The following is a 13185-nucleotide window of genomic DNA, read 5'->3' as shown; positions in this document are numbered from 1 at the left end:
CGCCGCAAGACTTCTTAAGCTTCCTGGATAGCCGACAACTTCCAGTCGCCGCCACGCTCGCGAACAAACGTCCAGAGCTCAGTTGTTTCGCTTGGGCGCTCAGCGTCGCCGCTCACCACCTGGCCGCTGGCCCGCTCGCGGGTCACATCGATCGACGAGTAGCGCATGGCCGCCGTTGCATAATCCTTGCTGCCTTCGCGCCAGCTTTCGCTGACATCGCCCTGCAGCAGGTGGACATCGGACACTTCGTTGCGCAGGCCGTTGGACGCATTCTGCCCCAGTTCCTCGGAAAGGTAGGACATCATTTCAGGCGTCGCGACGCGGCGGATCGTTTCGTAATCCTCGCGCCCATAGGCGTCCTGCACTTCGCGCAGCAGCTCTTCGAACCGGTCAAGGTCCTGTTGCGTCGTGCCGATCTCGTCAGGGCTGCGCGGCTTGCTGGAGCGTGAGCCATAGCCGCTCCCCTGCGCCTGCCGAGGCGCCGCGCTTTCTCGCGCAAAAGAGAAGTTGTTGCCATCCAGGGGCGGGCCGCCAGCCGTGGCGTGCGCTGAACGCCGCGCCATGAAGCCCATGACCAGGCGAACAACGAAAAAGATCAGCAGCAGCTGTACGATCAGGCCAAGGAAGCCCGCAAAGCCACCAAGGCCCCCGCCGAACAAGAGCCCAAGCAGGCCACCCAGGAACAGGCCACGCATCAGCGACCCGCCGAACCCGCCCAGAAACGAATTCTGCCGCGTCTGGGCAGTATTGGCGCGCGGCGTTGCGCTGCTCGGCTGCGCCGGTGTCGTGCTGCGCTGCACCGGTGCCGTCACGTTCGGCGAGGTCGGGGTCGCCGGTGCGGTCTGGAAGGTGCGCGAGCCCCGGCTGCCGAAGCTGCCGCCGCGACGTGCTTCTGCCTGATCCACCGTAACCATCGACATGGTCATGAAGACGCAGGCAAATAAACTGGCTAGGCGAAAGCCCCTCGAGGCAAACATGGGCAAATTTCCTTCCGATCAATATCGGGGCATATATAGGAACGCCCCGAAAGCATTCATAGAGGCTTTTGAAGCCGTGCAACATGGGACCGACGAGCTTCCGCCTCGTGCCAGTTCCCGACCCCGTAGCGGCCTTTGGACCTAGTGCACTGCGCGTGGCTGGCGCTGGGTCAAAGCCGCAATAACTACTTCCGCAAGGCCCACCACCACATGGGGCAGCCAGACGCGATCGGCAAAGCCGAACAGCCATGGCGAGGCCAGCAACAAGAGCCCGCTCGCAATATCGAGCCCCAAATGCACCGGCATGGGAATGGCCTTGACGACGCTGAGCTCGTATCTGGTCAGAAGGCTGTAAACCAGTGCACTTAGCCCAAGGATGATGGGTGTCCACTGGGCTGCCCTCCCATCGGCAAAGCCAAGCAGGAACGGGGCAAGGATAAGCAGGGCGCCAACAACATAGTCTATTATGCCATGAACACGGGTAGGGATCATCAACTGCTCCTTGAGCCAGCGGCTCGGTTCGAATTCACCGAAAAACCAATCTCGAACAGGAGCGAATGTTCCAGCCTTGCCCTATGCAATGCGCCGGGCAGGGGCCGACCGCGATCGGCCCCTCGGCACCCGGCTATTCGTCGGTTTCGATCGGCGTCATGTCGTCGCCATCTTGGCCTGGCTCGTTGTTGCCGCGCTGGGTATGGGGCACGGTTTTCTTCTGCCCCTCGCTATTGGTGGCTTCGCCTGGGGTTGTTCCCCAATTGGTGCCGGGCGTTTGTCCGCCACCGCTTACATGCTTCAGCTGTTCCTGCTGGCGATCGGTCTTGCTCATGAGGCTCTCCTCTGTTGGACCGTCTTAATCCCCGGTCCTCGCGAGGAGTTCCGGATCAAATCGCCTGATCGCCGGCCTTTATGCGCAACTGTTACCGTCGAGCAGGCATTAACCTCTGGTCAAGCAATCAGACCAAGATGACCAATTCAATGACCCTGGCCTATCGAGTAGTAGATCTGCGCGAAGACGCAAACAAAGCGGGCGACATCATCATCGAGGGCGCCCGAACCCCTGAAGATGCCGCGCGTGAAGCCTTGGGATTGCGATTGATCCGCAGTGGCAGCAAGCGCGATCTCGCGGCCCGTGTGTATTGGCAGCACAGCGGCCAGCCGCTCAACATGGTCCGCCTTTATACCAAGGTAACCGACCGTTAGCCGTACAACATAAGCTAAGCCGCTTCTGCGGCTTTCCTTGCGCAGACCAGTTTGCCGCTGCGGCGACAAGCTTGCCGCCCTTGCCTTGTTCTTTCCTTCTGGACTTGCTGAATGACCATGCCCGCTCCGGCTGCCCTCCATCCTGCCGAAGCGGAGGCGCTGGCCACCCCGTCCATTCGCCAGGCGCCGCCATCCGCCATCGCCTTTCGCCTCGCGCAAGCCTTGGGCAAGGCCAGAACCGATCTCATTTTCATCGCTTCCAGCGACCGTCGCGCCGAGCAAACCGCTCAGGCCCTGCAAAGCTTCGCACCCAACCTGGACGTACTCTATTTCCCGGCTTGGGATTGCCTGCCCTTTGATCGCGCAGCGCCCTCCCGCGAAATCATGGGCCAGCGCATGGCCGTGCTGCAAAGGCTGCGTGAAGGCGGCAAGGCGCTTCGTGTCCTGATCACCTCGCCGGACGCGGCTCTGCAGCGCCTGCCCCCTCCCGACGCCATTGCCGGCGAAATCCTCAAGCTCGAAACCGGCCAGCCCCTCGACCGCGATAAGCTTGCTGCCTTTGCCCAGCGCACTGGCTATATCGCCGACGAACGGGTGGACGAGCCGGGCGAGCTGGCCCTTCTTGGCAACGTTGTCGACATCTTCCCCGCCAACGCCGAGACGCCCGTGCGCATAACCGACGCAGACGGCGTCATCGAATCCATGATGCGCTTCGATCCGGCCACGCAGCGCTCCACCGACGAGCTCGCAGAGCTGATCCTGCGCCCCGCATCCGAGCTCATCACCTCAGCCGAAACGCGCGAGCCCGGCGATGAGCATCACCTCGCCGGCTTCTACGACACGCTCCAAACCCTTTTCAGCTATCTACCCAAAGCCAAGCTCGTATTGGGCGAGCAGGTCGAGGAGCGTATCGCTTCCCTGGTCGAGCAAATCGAGGAGGCACATGCCACCGCAAGGAGCCTCAGCGAAGAAGCCGTCAGTGCTTCCGCCTGGGCCCATTATATCGACGCCAAGGAATGGTCCGCCATCCTCAAGGCGCACAAGCCCCTGCCTGTTGATCGCGACGAACTCGCCCCCGTGCCGCTCTTTTCTGCCGAGCCCAATCCTGGCGGCGCCATGGTCCGCTTCATCACCGAGCAACAAGCCGAAGGCTATTCCATCCTCCTGTCCGGCAACCAGGATAGGCAACGCCGCCTCCGATCCATCCTGCGACGCAGCAGGCTCGAGGGCGAAGAGCTCGAAACCCCTGGAGAGTTGCCTTCCAGTCCCGGCATCTGGCTTGCCGACTACCAGCTAAGCCAAGGCTTCACCGACCGCACCGCAAAGCTGACAGCTATCGCCGCCACCGACGTCTTCGACGGCGCCGCCGCTCCGGGCCACACAAGTGTACAATCCCTTTCGGCTCCGACCGAGCTGCGCGTGGGCGATGTTGTCGTGCATGAAGAGCATGGCGTCGGCGTGCTGGAGGACCTCACCCACATCGAAACCGAAGGCACTGAGCAGGACACCATCCGCCTCCGCTACCACGGCGATGATACACTCATGGTGCCGGTGGGCGATTTCGGCAAGCTGTGGCGCTATGGCGCCGAAGTCGACGCCGTCAAGCTCGACCGCCTCGACAGTGATAAATGGAGCAAGAAGCGGGCCGAAGTTAGTGCCGAGATCGACGAGGCCGCCAAGGCTCTCGCCGCCCTCGCGGCCGAGCGCATCAAGGCCAAGGCGGCCGTGTTCAAGCCCAGTGCAGCCGACTACAAGCGCTTCACCGCACGCTTCCCCTTCACGCCCACGCCCGACCAATCCGCCGCTATCAACGCGGTGCTCGAGGACCTTGCCTCCAGCCATCCCATGAATCGTCTTGTGTGCGGCGATGTGGGCTTCGGCAAAACCGAAGTGGCCCTGCGCGCCGCCGCAGCCGTCGCCCTGAGCGGCGGACAGGTGGCACTCGTCGCGCCCACCACCGTGCTTGCCCGCCAGCATGGGCAAAGCTTCGAACGCCGCTTTGCGGGCACCGGCATCACCATCGGCCATCTCTCCCGCCTCAACACTCCGGCGGAAGCCGACAAGGTCAAGGCTGGCCTGCGCACAGGCGAAATCCGTATCGTGATTGCCACCCACGCCATAGCCGCCGCGGATGTGGAACTACCCGAACTCGGCCTGGTCATTATCGACGAGGAGCAGCGCTTCGGCGCCAAACTCAAGTGCCAACTCGAGGAACTAGGCAAGGATGTCCATCTCCTCTCCATGAGCGCAACGCCCATTCCCCGCACCCTGCAATCCGCCATGGTCGGCCTGCAGGACGTCAGCGTCATCGCCACCCCGCCAGCCCGCCGCCGCCCGGTGCGCACTTCCCTTGCTCCCTATGATGCCGCAACCGCCCGCACCGCATTGCTGCGCGAAAAGCGCCGCGGCGGACAAAGCTTTGTTGTGGTGCCGCGCATCGAAGACATTGCGGGCCTGGAGGAGGAGCTGGGCCGCATCGTCCCAGAACTTTCGGTCATCACCGCCCATGGCGATCTCGGCGCCAGGCAGATCGACACGGCTCTCCTCGATTTCGCCAATGGGCAAGGGGATATTCTGCTGGCTACCAACATCATCGAAAGCGGCCTGGACGTTCCCCAGGCCAATACCATGCTGATCTGGCATGCCGACCGCTTTGGTCTTTCCCAGCTCCATCAGCTGCGCGGGCGTGTCGGTCGCGGCCGTGCCCAGGGCTTTTGCTATCTCCTCCTCGAGCCTGATGCGGAAATTGCCGAAGCAACCCGCGCTCGCCTGGCAACCCTGCAGACCCTCGACCGGCTTGGCTCGGGCTTCGAGATCGCCGCGCGTGATCTTGAGCTGCGGGGCGCTGGCGACCTTTTGGGCGAGGACCAGGCCGGCCATGTCCACCTGATCGGCGCCGGCCTTTATCAGCAGATGCTGGAACGCGCCCTTGCCGCTGCCAAGGGCGAAACACTCCAGGCGCTTGAACCTGCCCAGCTCAATCTTGGCCTCCCCGCCTTTATCCCCGCCGACTATGTTCCCGAGGCGGTGGTCCGCATCAATCTTTATGCGCGCCTCCAGCGCCTCCAGAAGCCGGAGGACATCGAAAGCTTTGCCGACGAGCTGGAAGACCGCTTCGGCGAACCGCCCGAGCCCGTCCAATCCCTTCTTGCCCTCACCAGCCTCGCCTTCGAGGCCGCATCGCTTGGCATTACGCGCATCGACGCTGGTCCCAAGGCCCTGGCCCTGACCCTCGGCGAAACGGCAGACACCAAAAAACTCATCAACCTTTCCGGCAATCGCCTCCGCCCCAGCAACGACCGCCTCACTGCCGACCGCAACGGCACGGACGATGTGCTGGCCGAACTCAGGAGCCTTCTGGCGCTGGGAAGCCAGGCAACTACTTCCCGAACGCCGCATTGATCCCCAGCGCCCCGAACGGAGGAGCACAGAGATGGCACAACACACATCGCGCGGCCGCGCGCAGGATCGCGCCCGGGTGGCTGGCGGGCAGGACTATGAAGTCCGCTACGAAGCCAAAAAGACCGGAACATCACCCGACGAAGTCCGCGAGGCGGTCAAGGCAGAAGGCAACAGCCGCGGCAAGGTCGAACAAAGATTGGAAAACAAATGAAAAAGGAAGGGCTTCCAACCGGGGAAGGCACATCCAAAACCAGGGACGTAGCCGATCCGCATCCCGCAACCGAAGAAGAATACGACAAGATTCCTCATCCCGGCGGCGCCAACCCGCCCGATGCCCATGAGGTCGGCCCCAATAGCTATGCGCACAACGGCAAATCCCCGCCACGTCCGCAATCGCAGGGCTCCAGGCCCAAATGATTTCGGTCACGGTCGAAGACGAGCTCCTGGACGGGCTTGAAGGCTTTATTGCCGAGCGCAATGAACCGCCCAGGGGCAAGATGAGCTATGATGACGCCGTCAATGTCATCATCCGCGATTGGCTCATGGCGCAGGGCTATATCGCCTTGCCCGACGATCCCAACGGCGTCACCCCCGCGCTCGACGCGGCGCTGGTGCCGAAATAGCTTTATCAGACCTCAGCTCTTGGGCCGCTTGAACTTGCTCAATGCTAGGGCCGCTGGCGCTGCAAACAGCAGGGCCCCAAACGAAAACGGCTTGCGCTCCCGCCTTGCAGACGCCTGTGCCATGACCTGCTGCTCCACCTTATCCCGCGCAGGGGGCCAGACCCGCCCCACATGATCGGCCATATGGGCGCCGCGCTCGCCAAGCGGCGCTTCTTCGCCAATGGTTGAATCGCGCGCTGTCTGATGCTCGATTTCCGAATTGATCTCCGCGCCTAAAATCACCAGCGTCGTCGAGATCCAGAGCCATGTCATGAGGCCGATCACTGCGCTCAGAGAGCCATAGGTCGCGTCATTATTGCCGAAATTGCTGACATACCAGGAAAATGTCACCGAGGTGATGCCCAGCACCACCACCGAGAAAACCGCCCCCGGCGTGATCCACCGCCATTTGGCCTGTTCCCGGCTCGGGCCCCAGCGATAAAGCGCCGAGATCGCTAGCGCGATCACCACCAGCATGGCAATGTAGCTGGCGACGCGCACGGTCCACTCAAGCCCGGTGCCAAACGGCAGCAGCGCCAGCAAAGCCGGCAACACCAGAACCACCGCCAACACCAGAACGGCCGCTATGGCACCCATCAGGGTGAACAGAAGGGCCAGGCCATTGAACACGAAAAACGAGCGCCGCTCCGTTTCATGATAGGCGACGTTCATCGCCTCGAACATGGCCCTCGCCGCCGCACTGGCGCTCCAAAGGACAATGGCGAGCGAAAAGATCAAATTGAGCCCAAGCTGCTCGGTGCTTTGGGCGGTCAGCCGCGTCAACTGGTCCGTCAGAATTTCCAGAACGCTGCCGGGCACGACGCCGCGCAGCAGCTCGACCTGGTCCAGCACGCTGGCTGTATCATTGAACAGGCCATAGATCGACACAAAGGCCGACAAGCTCGGCACCAGCGCCAGCAACGCATAAAAGGTAACGCCCGCTGCCGTCAGCAGGATGTGATCCTCGCTGATCGAGCGATAAAGCCGCCAAACTATGTCTTTCCAACCGGGAGCGGGTATTTCGGAGGGAGCATCGGCTTCGCGTCCCCGTCCGCGCTGCCGGGCCTGCATTTCGTCGCCGTGGCTGACCATGATGGCACTCTGAAAGAAAAACGGGAGGCGTCAGCCTCCCGTCGTAAACGCTTTTGCTTATCCGGCGATGGTGGAACTGCCACCCTGGGTTGAACTACCCCCTGAGGTTGAGCTGCCTACTCCGGAGCTGCCCGCGCTCGAGCCGCTCGTGCCTGAGCTGCTTGAGCCAGAGCCGCTCGAACCCGAGCCGCCCTCCGTCACGCCCGACAAGCCGTCCTTGGCCTGGTTCAGGATCTCGCCGGCCTTAGAGCTGGCGGTCTCATAGAGCTCGGTTGTCTTCTGCCGGCCCTGCTCATAAAGACCCGCAGCCTGCTCGCTCGCCATGCCCTTTACATTGTCGGCTGCTTCACCCAGCAAGGCGTCTTCCTGCTCGGTATGAGGCAGGGCGGAGCCTAGTGCAGCGCCAAGGGCGAAGGCTAAAGCGCCACCGACCAGGGGCTGGTCACGGAACTGGTGGATCAGCGTATCATTGAGATTGCCGAACTGGTGTTGCACCGCAGCCCCGGCCCGCCCGGCATGGTGCCGACCACCGCCAATGCCACGTCCAGCTGTGTCACGTGCATCGTGCATGCGGCGGCGAACCATTCTCCAGGTGTGCGAAGCCCAATTGCTGGCTTCGTCCAGCAGATTGCCCGCTTCATCGCGGATCTGCTGGATGGTGCCACCGGCGCTATCGGTGAAGCCCTTGAACCGGTTGCCTGCATCGTCGATGAAGTGACCGGCACGACGACCCTGGGCATCGGTTGCGGCGCGGAACTTCTTGCCGGCATCGTCAACAAAGTGGCTGAAGCGATTGCCGCCCTCGTCGGTCGAATAGCCGGTGCGACGCACCGAACCCGAAACCGTGGTCACCGGGTAGTCGATGTCCTCGTATTGATAATCGTCGTCATAGTCGTAGTCATCGCCCGCACCGGCCGTATAGCCACGATTGGTGCTGATGCTTTCGTCCCATTCCCGATCCGTGTAGCGAACCGGAGCAGGGGCTGGGGCAGGGCTGCTATAGCTGACGCTGCTGTCCTTGTTCGTGCTGCCGGGCTTGGCCATCAGCCAGGCCAGGCTCACGCCGAGCAGGGCGACCGGGAGGGGATTGGCCGTAACCTGGCGCTGCAGGGTCGAGATGAATTCGCCGCCACCACCCTTGGTATAGGCAAGCAGCTCGTCCACCATCTGCCCAGGCGACAGCTTTTGCTGGATCTGGTCGATCGTGTCTTCGACGCGCGAGCGCTGCAGTTCTATTTCACGCTGGAGTTCGGCCGCGCTTTTGGAGTCGTTATCGTGAGCCATTAGAGCCTCTCCTTAACAATGTCGGCATCGCGGCTAAGGGACGCCGTGGTCCGGTTCAGATTGAGGTTGCTCGCCTTGAGGGCGCTAAGACCTCGATTGACAAAGATGTACGCAATGATGCCGACCACAATGGTCACAATGCCGGCGGCAATCGCGTTGGACATGGCTGGGTCCATGCCCTGATTCACAAAGAACGAGGCCAGGAGTGATACGATTGCGCTCAGCAACACACCCAGGGCGCCCAGGGCCAGGACGGCCCCGATCACGAGGGAAATCACGCCGCCAATGGTCTGGGACAGCTTTTCGGAGGCTTCAGCCTTGGCAAGCTGGATTTCCTTGCGAAACAAATTCGATATATCGCTGGCGAGCCCGCCCAGCAGTTCGGCCAGAGGCCGGCCTTCATTAACCTGAGACATCATTTATCTCCCGACGGATTTGAACTGCTGGAAAAGGTGGATGGCGTGCTCGATCCATTGCCCGATGGGCTGGTGCTGGACGATCCCGAACCATAGCCGGTGGAACCGGTGCCACCAGTCGTGCTGGCCGAGGAACTGGCGGTGCCTGGGGTGTTGCCCGCACTGGTGGAGCTATAGCCCGTACCGGTGGACGAGGTTGCGCCATAGCCCGAAACGGTGGATGAGCCCGTGCCATAGTTCGAGCCGCCGCCATAGCCGCCGGTCGAACCCGACCCATAGGCAGTGGAATTGCCGGTGTAATTGTTGGCCTGGCTGCCCGAATACTGACCGGTGCCGGGTTCCCGGCGCTTGGCCGATGCGAGAGCGAAGCGGCTCGCGACAAAGCCGGCGAGGGCCGCGGCTCCAAGGAAGGCAAGCGGCTGGCTACGCCCAAAATTCTGCGCCATGCCCACCAGGTCGTCCACTTCCTTGTTCTGCACATTGGTGCCGAAGCGGGACAAGCCCGATGCAATGTCGCGGGCATAGCGCGCAACCATCTGCTGGTCGCTCCCCTCGAGTTCATCGGCAACCTTGTCGATCGCCGAGGCAACGCCCGTGATCTGTCCGGCGGCAAAATTCTTCTGCTCCGAGGCAAAGCTCTTGGCCTTGTCCGTTGCATCATGAATCTGCTGGCCAGCCTGCTCCTTCAGGCGCGCAACTTCGGCGGCGGCTTTCTGGGCAGCGGCATCCAGTTCGTGCTTGGCGGTTTCGGTAGCATTGCCCAAATCGCGCTTGGCGGTTTCAGTGGCGCTGCTCAGGTCCTGCTTGGCACGGTCCTGGATCTGGGAAGTCGAGGTGCCAGAAGCGTCGCCTGGCAAGTTCGTCGAGTCATCGGTGCTCATCTGGAAAATCCTCCAAGGCGGAATAAGCAATCCTTGCGGTTGCAAGTTGCTCGTCCAACGGCCACAATAGGTCGTAAGTTCCGCGAAAAGTGATTGAGATCAAAGACTTGCACAAAGGGTGCAAGTCAGGGCTGCCCAGCGCTTGGCAAGCGCAGGCGCATCTTTGGCCTTCAGCCTCTTCGAACCGATCGTCCGATCGCCAGCATTGGGCAAGAGGTCAATGATTGCGGGCAAACTCCGTTCCACCCACACCCTTGCGTGGAGGCAAAAAGCAAGCGGAGCCTAGGCCGCTTAACCGCTACTCTGCGGCTTGGAGACGATGCGCCTCGATGATGCCCCGGATCTCCGCACGGCACGAGCCGCAATTGGTCCCCGCCCGCGTGCAGGCTCCCACCGCTTCCACTGTTGTGCAGCCCTGGCCAGTCACTGCCGCCGCGATCGTGTTAACGCCCACGCCAAAGCACGCGCACACAATTGCGCCGCTATCCGGCATGTCGGTACCTGGCCGCCCCGCCAAAACCCTGGCGCCTGAGACCTGTTCTGCTGCAAGCAGATCCACCGCCCATTGCCGCGACACCAGCACCGGATCGGGCGACAGGTAAAGCGCAAAGACGAGCCTGCCACCCTCCACCAGCGCCATGCTGCGCCGGCCAGACTGCGCATCGCGAACGCTGATCAACTCGGCATCGGCACCCACGCCAAACATGGCCCGCGCCCAGCCTAGCCAATCCGCCGGCTCTTGCGCCAGGGCAATCTCGCCCCGCACACCGCCCACAGCTTCCGCAAGGGCCCAGTAGGCCAACCCCGATAGGAGCGGCCGCGTGCGTGAGACGAAAAATCCATAAAGCGCAACCCGAAACGGCTCGGCATGCACCAGCGCCATCTTGAGCGCCGGCTGGTGCGATTGCGGGTCGACCTTTCCCGCGACCAGCGCATCGATCCGCCCGCAAGAGGCAAACTGGTCCGTCCAGTGCATGGGCGCAAACAATTGCCCATGCCTTTGCCTATCCGTTACCAGCGCCCGCAACACGGCCTGACCATGCCTGCTGCTCACCCGCACCAGCGTCGCCCGCCCAATGCCCAACACACGCGCATCATTGGGATGGATTTCCACAAATGGCTCGGCATAATGCGCCGAAAGCCGCGCCGCCTTGCCCGTCCGCGTCATGGTGTGCCAATGGTCGCGCACCCGGCCCGTATTGAGCACGAACTGCCCCGGCGCTGGCACGAAGGGCGGCGGCGGGCACACCGGCACGAACTGCGCCTTGCCGTCAGCGGTATAGAACCGTCCATCCGCAAACATGCGCGCTGTCGGCTTATGACACACCGGCCATTGCACGGGCTTCAACTGGTGGTAGTCGACATCCTGCAGGCCAGAGAGGTCGAAATCCCGCGTGCCCCCATTTTCGAATGCGGACAGCGCCACATGCTCGGCAAAGATCTGCTTGGGCCCGGCGTAATCAAATGCCGCGCCAAACCCCATCCGCTTGGCGACCTCCGTGATGATCCACCAATCTGGCCGCGCTTCGCTGGGCAGCGGCAAAAACGGCCGCTGGCGCGAAATCCGCCGCTCCGAATTGGTGACGGTTCCGTCCTTTTCGCCCCAACCCGCTGCCGGCAGCCGAACATCGGCTACGATGCATGTATCGGTCTCAGCCGACATATCCGACACCACCACGAACGGGCATTGCCCTAGCGCCTCGCGCACCAGATCGGCTTCCGGCATGGAATCCACCGGATTGGTTGCCATGATCCAGAGAGCCTTGATCTCCCCCCGCGCCATGGCCCGAAAGAGATCAACCGCCTTGAGCCCCGGCTCCCGCGCGAGCCGATCGCTTCCCCAGAACCGCCCAACCCGCTCGATCGCCTCGGGCGTGTAATCCATATGCGCTGCCAGCATATTGGCAAGCCCGCCCACTTCGCGCCCGCCCATTGCATTGGGCTGTCCCGTCACCGAAAACGGCCCCATGCCCGGCCGCCCAATGCGCCCCGTCAGCAAATGGCAATTGATAATGGCATTGACCTTGTCCGTGCCGGACGCCGACTGGTTCACTCCTTGGGAGAACAAGGTGACGGTTTTCTCCGTTCCGGCAAACCATTCGTAGAACTGGCGCACCGATGCCTCTGGCACTCCCGTCGCCTCCGCAACCCGGCTTACCGGCCAGTCCTCGGCAATATCCAGCGCCGCCCCCAGCCCGCTCGTATGCTCCCGCACAAACCGCTCGTCCGCCCGCCCATTCTGTTCCAGAAAGCGCAGCAGCCCTACAAACAGCGCCCCATCCCCGTCCGACTGGATCGGCAGATGCAGATCGGCAATGTCGGCTGTATTGGTCCGCCGCGGATCAATGAGCACCACCCGCATCTCGGGCCGCTCCCCCTTGGCCTTGGCAATCCGCTGATACAGCACCGGATGACACCATCCGAGATTGGACCCCACCAGCACGATCAGATCCGCCAGCTCGAGATCCTCATAGTTCCCCGGCACCGTATCGGACCCAAACGCCCGCTTGTGTCCTGCTACACTGGACGCCATGCAAAGCCGGGAATTGGTGTCCATATTCCCCGAGCCGATGAACCCCTTCATCAGCTTGTTGGCGACGTAATAGTCTTCCGTCAGCAATTGCCCCGAGCCATAAAAGGCCACCGAATTGGGTCCATGCTCCGCGATGGCCTGGCTGAATTTTTGCGCCACCAAATCCAGCGCCTTGTCCCAGCCCGCCCGCTTGCCCCCAATCTCGGGATAAAGCAGCCGCCCCTTGAGCGAGAGCGTTTCCCCCAGCGCCGATCCCTTGGAACACAGCCGCCCCCAATTGGCCGGATGATCGGGATCACCCGCAATGGCGACCGAACCATCCGCCTGCGGCGTCGCCAACACGCCACATCCCACCCCGCAATAGGGACAGGTGGTGCGCACAGTGTTGCCAGCAGCCATCTGGTTCATTCCGCCGCCACCGCTACCAGATCGGCGGCAAGGAATATGCGCCCATCCACCACATCGATAGGATAGGTCCTGACCTCTCCCTCATCGGCTCCCAGAGCCTTCCCGGTTGCGAGGTCAAACACCCAATTGTGCAGCGGGCACGTCACCGACCCGCCATGCACAATCCCTTCGCTCAACGGCCCATTGCGATGCGGGCAACGGTTCTCGATGGCAAAGATCTGGTCTTCCTGCGTGCGGAACACCGCGATCTTGCCACCCGGCACGCTGACGCATCGCGCTCCACGCCGGGGAATGGCCTGGACTGTGCCAATTTCGATCCAATCGGTCATG

The 13185-nt window shown here is 62.5% G+C and carries 14 protein-coding genes; 5 read left to right on the top strand and 9 right to left on the bottom strand.

What is annotated here, in order from left to right; all coding sequences use genetic code 11:
- Positions 1 to 14 precede the first annotated feature (14 nt).
- The 3 genes from DDE77_RS03710 to DDE77_RS03700 form a co-directional block, all read right to left on the bottom strand.
- Positions 15 to 977, bottom strand: a complete 963-nt coding sequence (locus DDE77_RS03710; RefSeq protein ID WP_108396088.1) for a Tim44 domain-containing protein — start codon at positions 975 to 977, stop codon at positions 15 to 17.
- A 141-nt stretch (positions 978 to 1118) separates the two neighbouring features.
- Positions 1119 to 1469: an SPW repeat domain-containing protein gene (locus tag DDE77_RS03705; RefSeq protein ID WP_108396087.1), complete on the bottom strand. Its 351-nt coding sequence runs from the start codon at positions 1467 to 1469 to the stop codon at positions 1119 to 1121.
- Between the two features lie 133 nt (positions 1470 to 1602).
- The gene (locus tag DDE77_RS03700; RefSeq protein WP_108396086.1) at positions 1603 to 1803 is read right to left on the bottom strand and encodes a hypothetical protein; all 201 of its coding nucleotides are present in this window, start codon (positions 1801 to 1803) and stop codon (positions 1603 to 1605) included.
- A gap of 137 nt (positions 1804 to 1940) precedes the next feature.
- On the opposite strand from DDE77_RS03700, the gene DDE77_RS03695 reads away from it, so the two are divergent.
- From DDE77_RS03695 to DDE77_RS03675, 5 genes are all read left to right on the top strand, one after another.
- Positions 1941 to 2177 (top strand): hypothetical protein, encoded by a 237-nt coding sequence (locus tag DDE77_RS03695; protein WP_108396085.1) that lies wholly within the window; start codon positions 1941 to 1943, stop codon positions 2175 to 2177.
- A 111-nt stretch (positions 2178 to 2288) separates the two neighbouring features.
- Complete coding sequence (gene mfd, locus DDE77_RS03690; protein WP_108396084.1) at positions 2289 to 5579, top strand: transcription-repair coupling factor; 3291 nt, start codon at positions 2289 to 2291, stop codon at positions 5577 to 5579.
- A gap of 31 nt (positions 5580 to 5610) precedes the next feature.
- Positions 5611 to 5790: a DUF3606 domain-containing protein gene (locus DDE77_RS03685; RefSeq protein ID WP_108396083.1), complete on the top strand. Its 180-nt coding sequence runs from the start codon at positions 5611 to 5613 to the stop codon at positions 5788 to 5790.
- The gene (locus DDE77_RS03680; protein WP_108396082.1) at positions 5787 to 5996 is read left to right on the top strand and encodes a hypothetical protein; all 210 of its coding nucleotides are present in this window, start codon (positions 5787 to 5789) and stop codon (positions 5994 to 5996) included. The genes DDE77_RS03685 and DDE77_RS03680 overlap by 4 nt, the downstream gene beginning before the upstream one ends.
- The gene (locus tag DDE77_RS03675) at positions 5993 to 6202 is read left to right on the top strand and encodes a hypothetical protein (RefSeq protein ID WP_108396081.1); all 210 of its coding nucleotides are present in this window, start codon (positions 5993 to 5995) and stop codon (positions 6200 to 6202) included. The genes DDE77_RS03680 and DDE77_RS03675 overlap by 4 nt, the downstream gene beginning before the upstream one ends.
- A 12-nt stretch (positions 6203 to 6214) precedes the next feature.
- Here DDE77_RS03675 and DDE77_RS03670 read toward each other — a convergent pair whose 3' ends face one another.
- From DDE77_RS03670 to nirD, 6 genes are all read right to left on the bottom strand, one after another.
- Positions 6215 to 7333: a YihY/virulence factor BrkB family protein gene (locus tag DDE77_RS03670; RefSeq protein ID WP_245895071.1), complete on the bottom strand. Its 1119-nt coding sequence runs from the start codon at positions 7331 to 7333 to the stop codon at positions 6215 to 6217.
- A gap of 57 nt (positions 7334 to 7390) precedes the next feature.
- Complete coding sequence (locus DDE77_RS03665; protein ID WP_108396080.1) at positions 7391 to 8617, bottom strand: DUF3618 domain-containing protein; 1227 nt, start codon at positions 8615 to 8617, stop codon at positions 7391 to 7393.
- Complete coding sequence (locus tag DDE77_RS03660) at positions 8617 to 9033, bottom strand: phage holin family protein (RefSeq protein ID WP_108396079.1); 417 nt, start codon at positions 9031 to 9033, stop codon at positions 8617 to 8619. Before DDE77_RS03660 ends, DDE77_RS03665 begins: the two co-directional genes overlap by 1 nt.
- Entirely contained in the window at positions 9033 to 9914 is an 882-nt protein-coding gene (locus tag DDE77_RS03655; RefSeq protein WP_108396078.1) for a hypothetical protein, read from the bottom strand. Before DDE77_RS03655 ends, DDE77_RS03660 begins: the two co-directional genes overlap by 1 nt.
- Positions 9915 to 10212: 298 nt before the next feature.
- Positions 10213 to 12846: a nitrate reductase gene (locus DDE77_RS03650; protein WP_108396277.1), complete on the bottom strand. Its 2634-nt coding sequence runs from the start codon at positions 12844 to 12846 to the stop codon at positions 10213 to 10215.
- Positions 12847 to 12851: 5 nt separating this feature from the next.
- A complete protein-coding gene (nirD, locus tag DDE77_RS03645; RefSeq protein WP_108396276.1) occupies positions 12852 to 13184 on the bottom strand; it encodes a nitrite reductase small subunit NirD in 333 nt (110 codons plus the stop codon).
- Position 13185: the final 1 nt, after the last annotated feature.

Source organism: Devosia submarina (assembly GCF_003056345.1).
GTDB lineage: Bacteria > Pseudomonadota > Alphaproteobacteria > Rhizobiales > Devosiaceae > Devosia > Devosia submarina.
Note: the sequence above shows the minus strand (reverse complement) of the source record. Positions and strands in the feature narration are given on the sequence as shown.

Bases quoted from the DNA above. Each gene is read 5' to 3' on its own strand.
- DDE77_RS03675 (WP_108396081.1), top strand. From the start codon at position 5,993: ATGATTTCGGTCACGGTCGAAGACGAGCTCCTGGACGGGCTTGAAGGC.
- DDE77_RS03685 (WP_108396083.1), top strand. From the start codon at position 5,611: ATGGCACAACACACATCGCGCGGCCGCGCGCAGGATCGCGCCCGGGTG.
- DDE77_RS03700 (WP_108396086.1), bottom strand. From the start codon at position 1,803: ATGAGCAAGACCGATCGCCAGCAGGAACAGCTGAAGCATGTAAGCGGT.
- DDE77_RS03660 (WP_108396079.1), bottom strand. From the start codon at position 9,033: ATGTCTCAGGTTAATGAAGGCCGGCCTCTGGCCGAACTGCTGGGCGGG.
- nirD (WP_108396276.1), bottom strand. From the start codon at position 13,184: ATGACCGATTGGATCGAAATTGGCACAGTCCAGGCCATTCCCCGGCGT.
- DDE77_RS03695 (WP_108396085.1), top strand. From the start codon at position 1,941: ATGACCAATTCAATGACCCTGGCCTATCGAGTAGTAGATCTGCGCGAA.
- DDE77_RS03705 (WP_108396087.1), bottom strand. From the start codon at position 1,469: ATGATCCCTACCCGTGTTCATGGCATAATAGACTATGTTGTTGGCGCC.
- DDE77_RS03670 (WP_245895071.1), bottom strand. From the start codon at position 7,333: ATGGTCAGCCACGGCGACGAAATGCAGGCCCGGCAGCGCGGACGGGGA.
- DDE77_RS03710 (WP_108396088.1), bottom strand. From the start codon at position 977: ATGTTTGCCTCGAGGGGCTTTCGCCTAGCCAGTTTATTTGCCTGCGTC.
- DDE77_RS03665 (WP_108396080.1), bottom strand. From the start codon at position 8,617: ATGGCTCACGATAACGACTCCAAAAGCGCGGCCGAACTCCAGCGTGAA.
- DDE77_RS03650 (WP_108396277.1), bottom strand. From the start codon at position 12,846: ATGGCTGCTGGCAACACTGTGCGCACCACCTGTCCCTATTGCGGGGTG.
- mfd (WP_108396084.1), top strand. From the start codon at position 2,289: ATGACCATGCCCGCTCCGGCTGCCCTCCATCCTGCCGAAGCGGAGGCG.
- DDE77_RS03680 (WP_108396082.1), top strand. From the start codon at position 5,787: ATGAAAAAGGAAGGGCTTCCAACCGGGGAAGGCACATCCAAAACCAGG.
- DDE77_RS03655 (WP_108396078.1), bottom strand. From the start codon at position 9,914: ATGAGCACCGATGACTCGACGAACTTGCCAGGCGACGCTTCTGGCACC.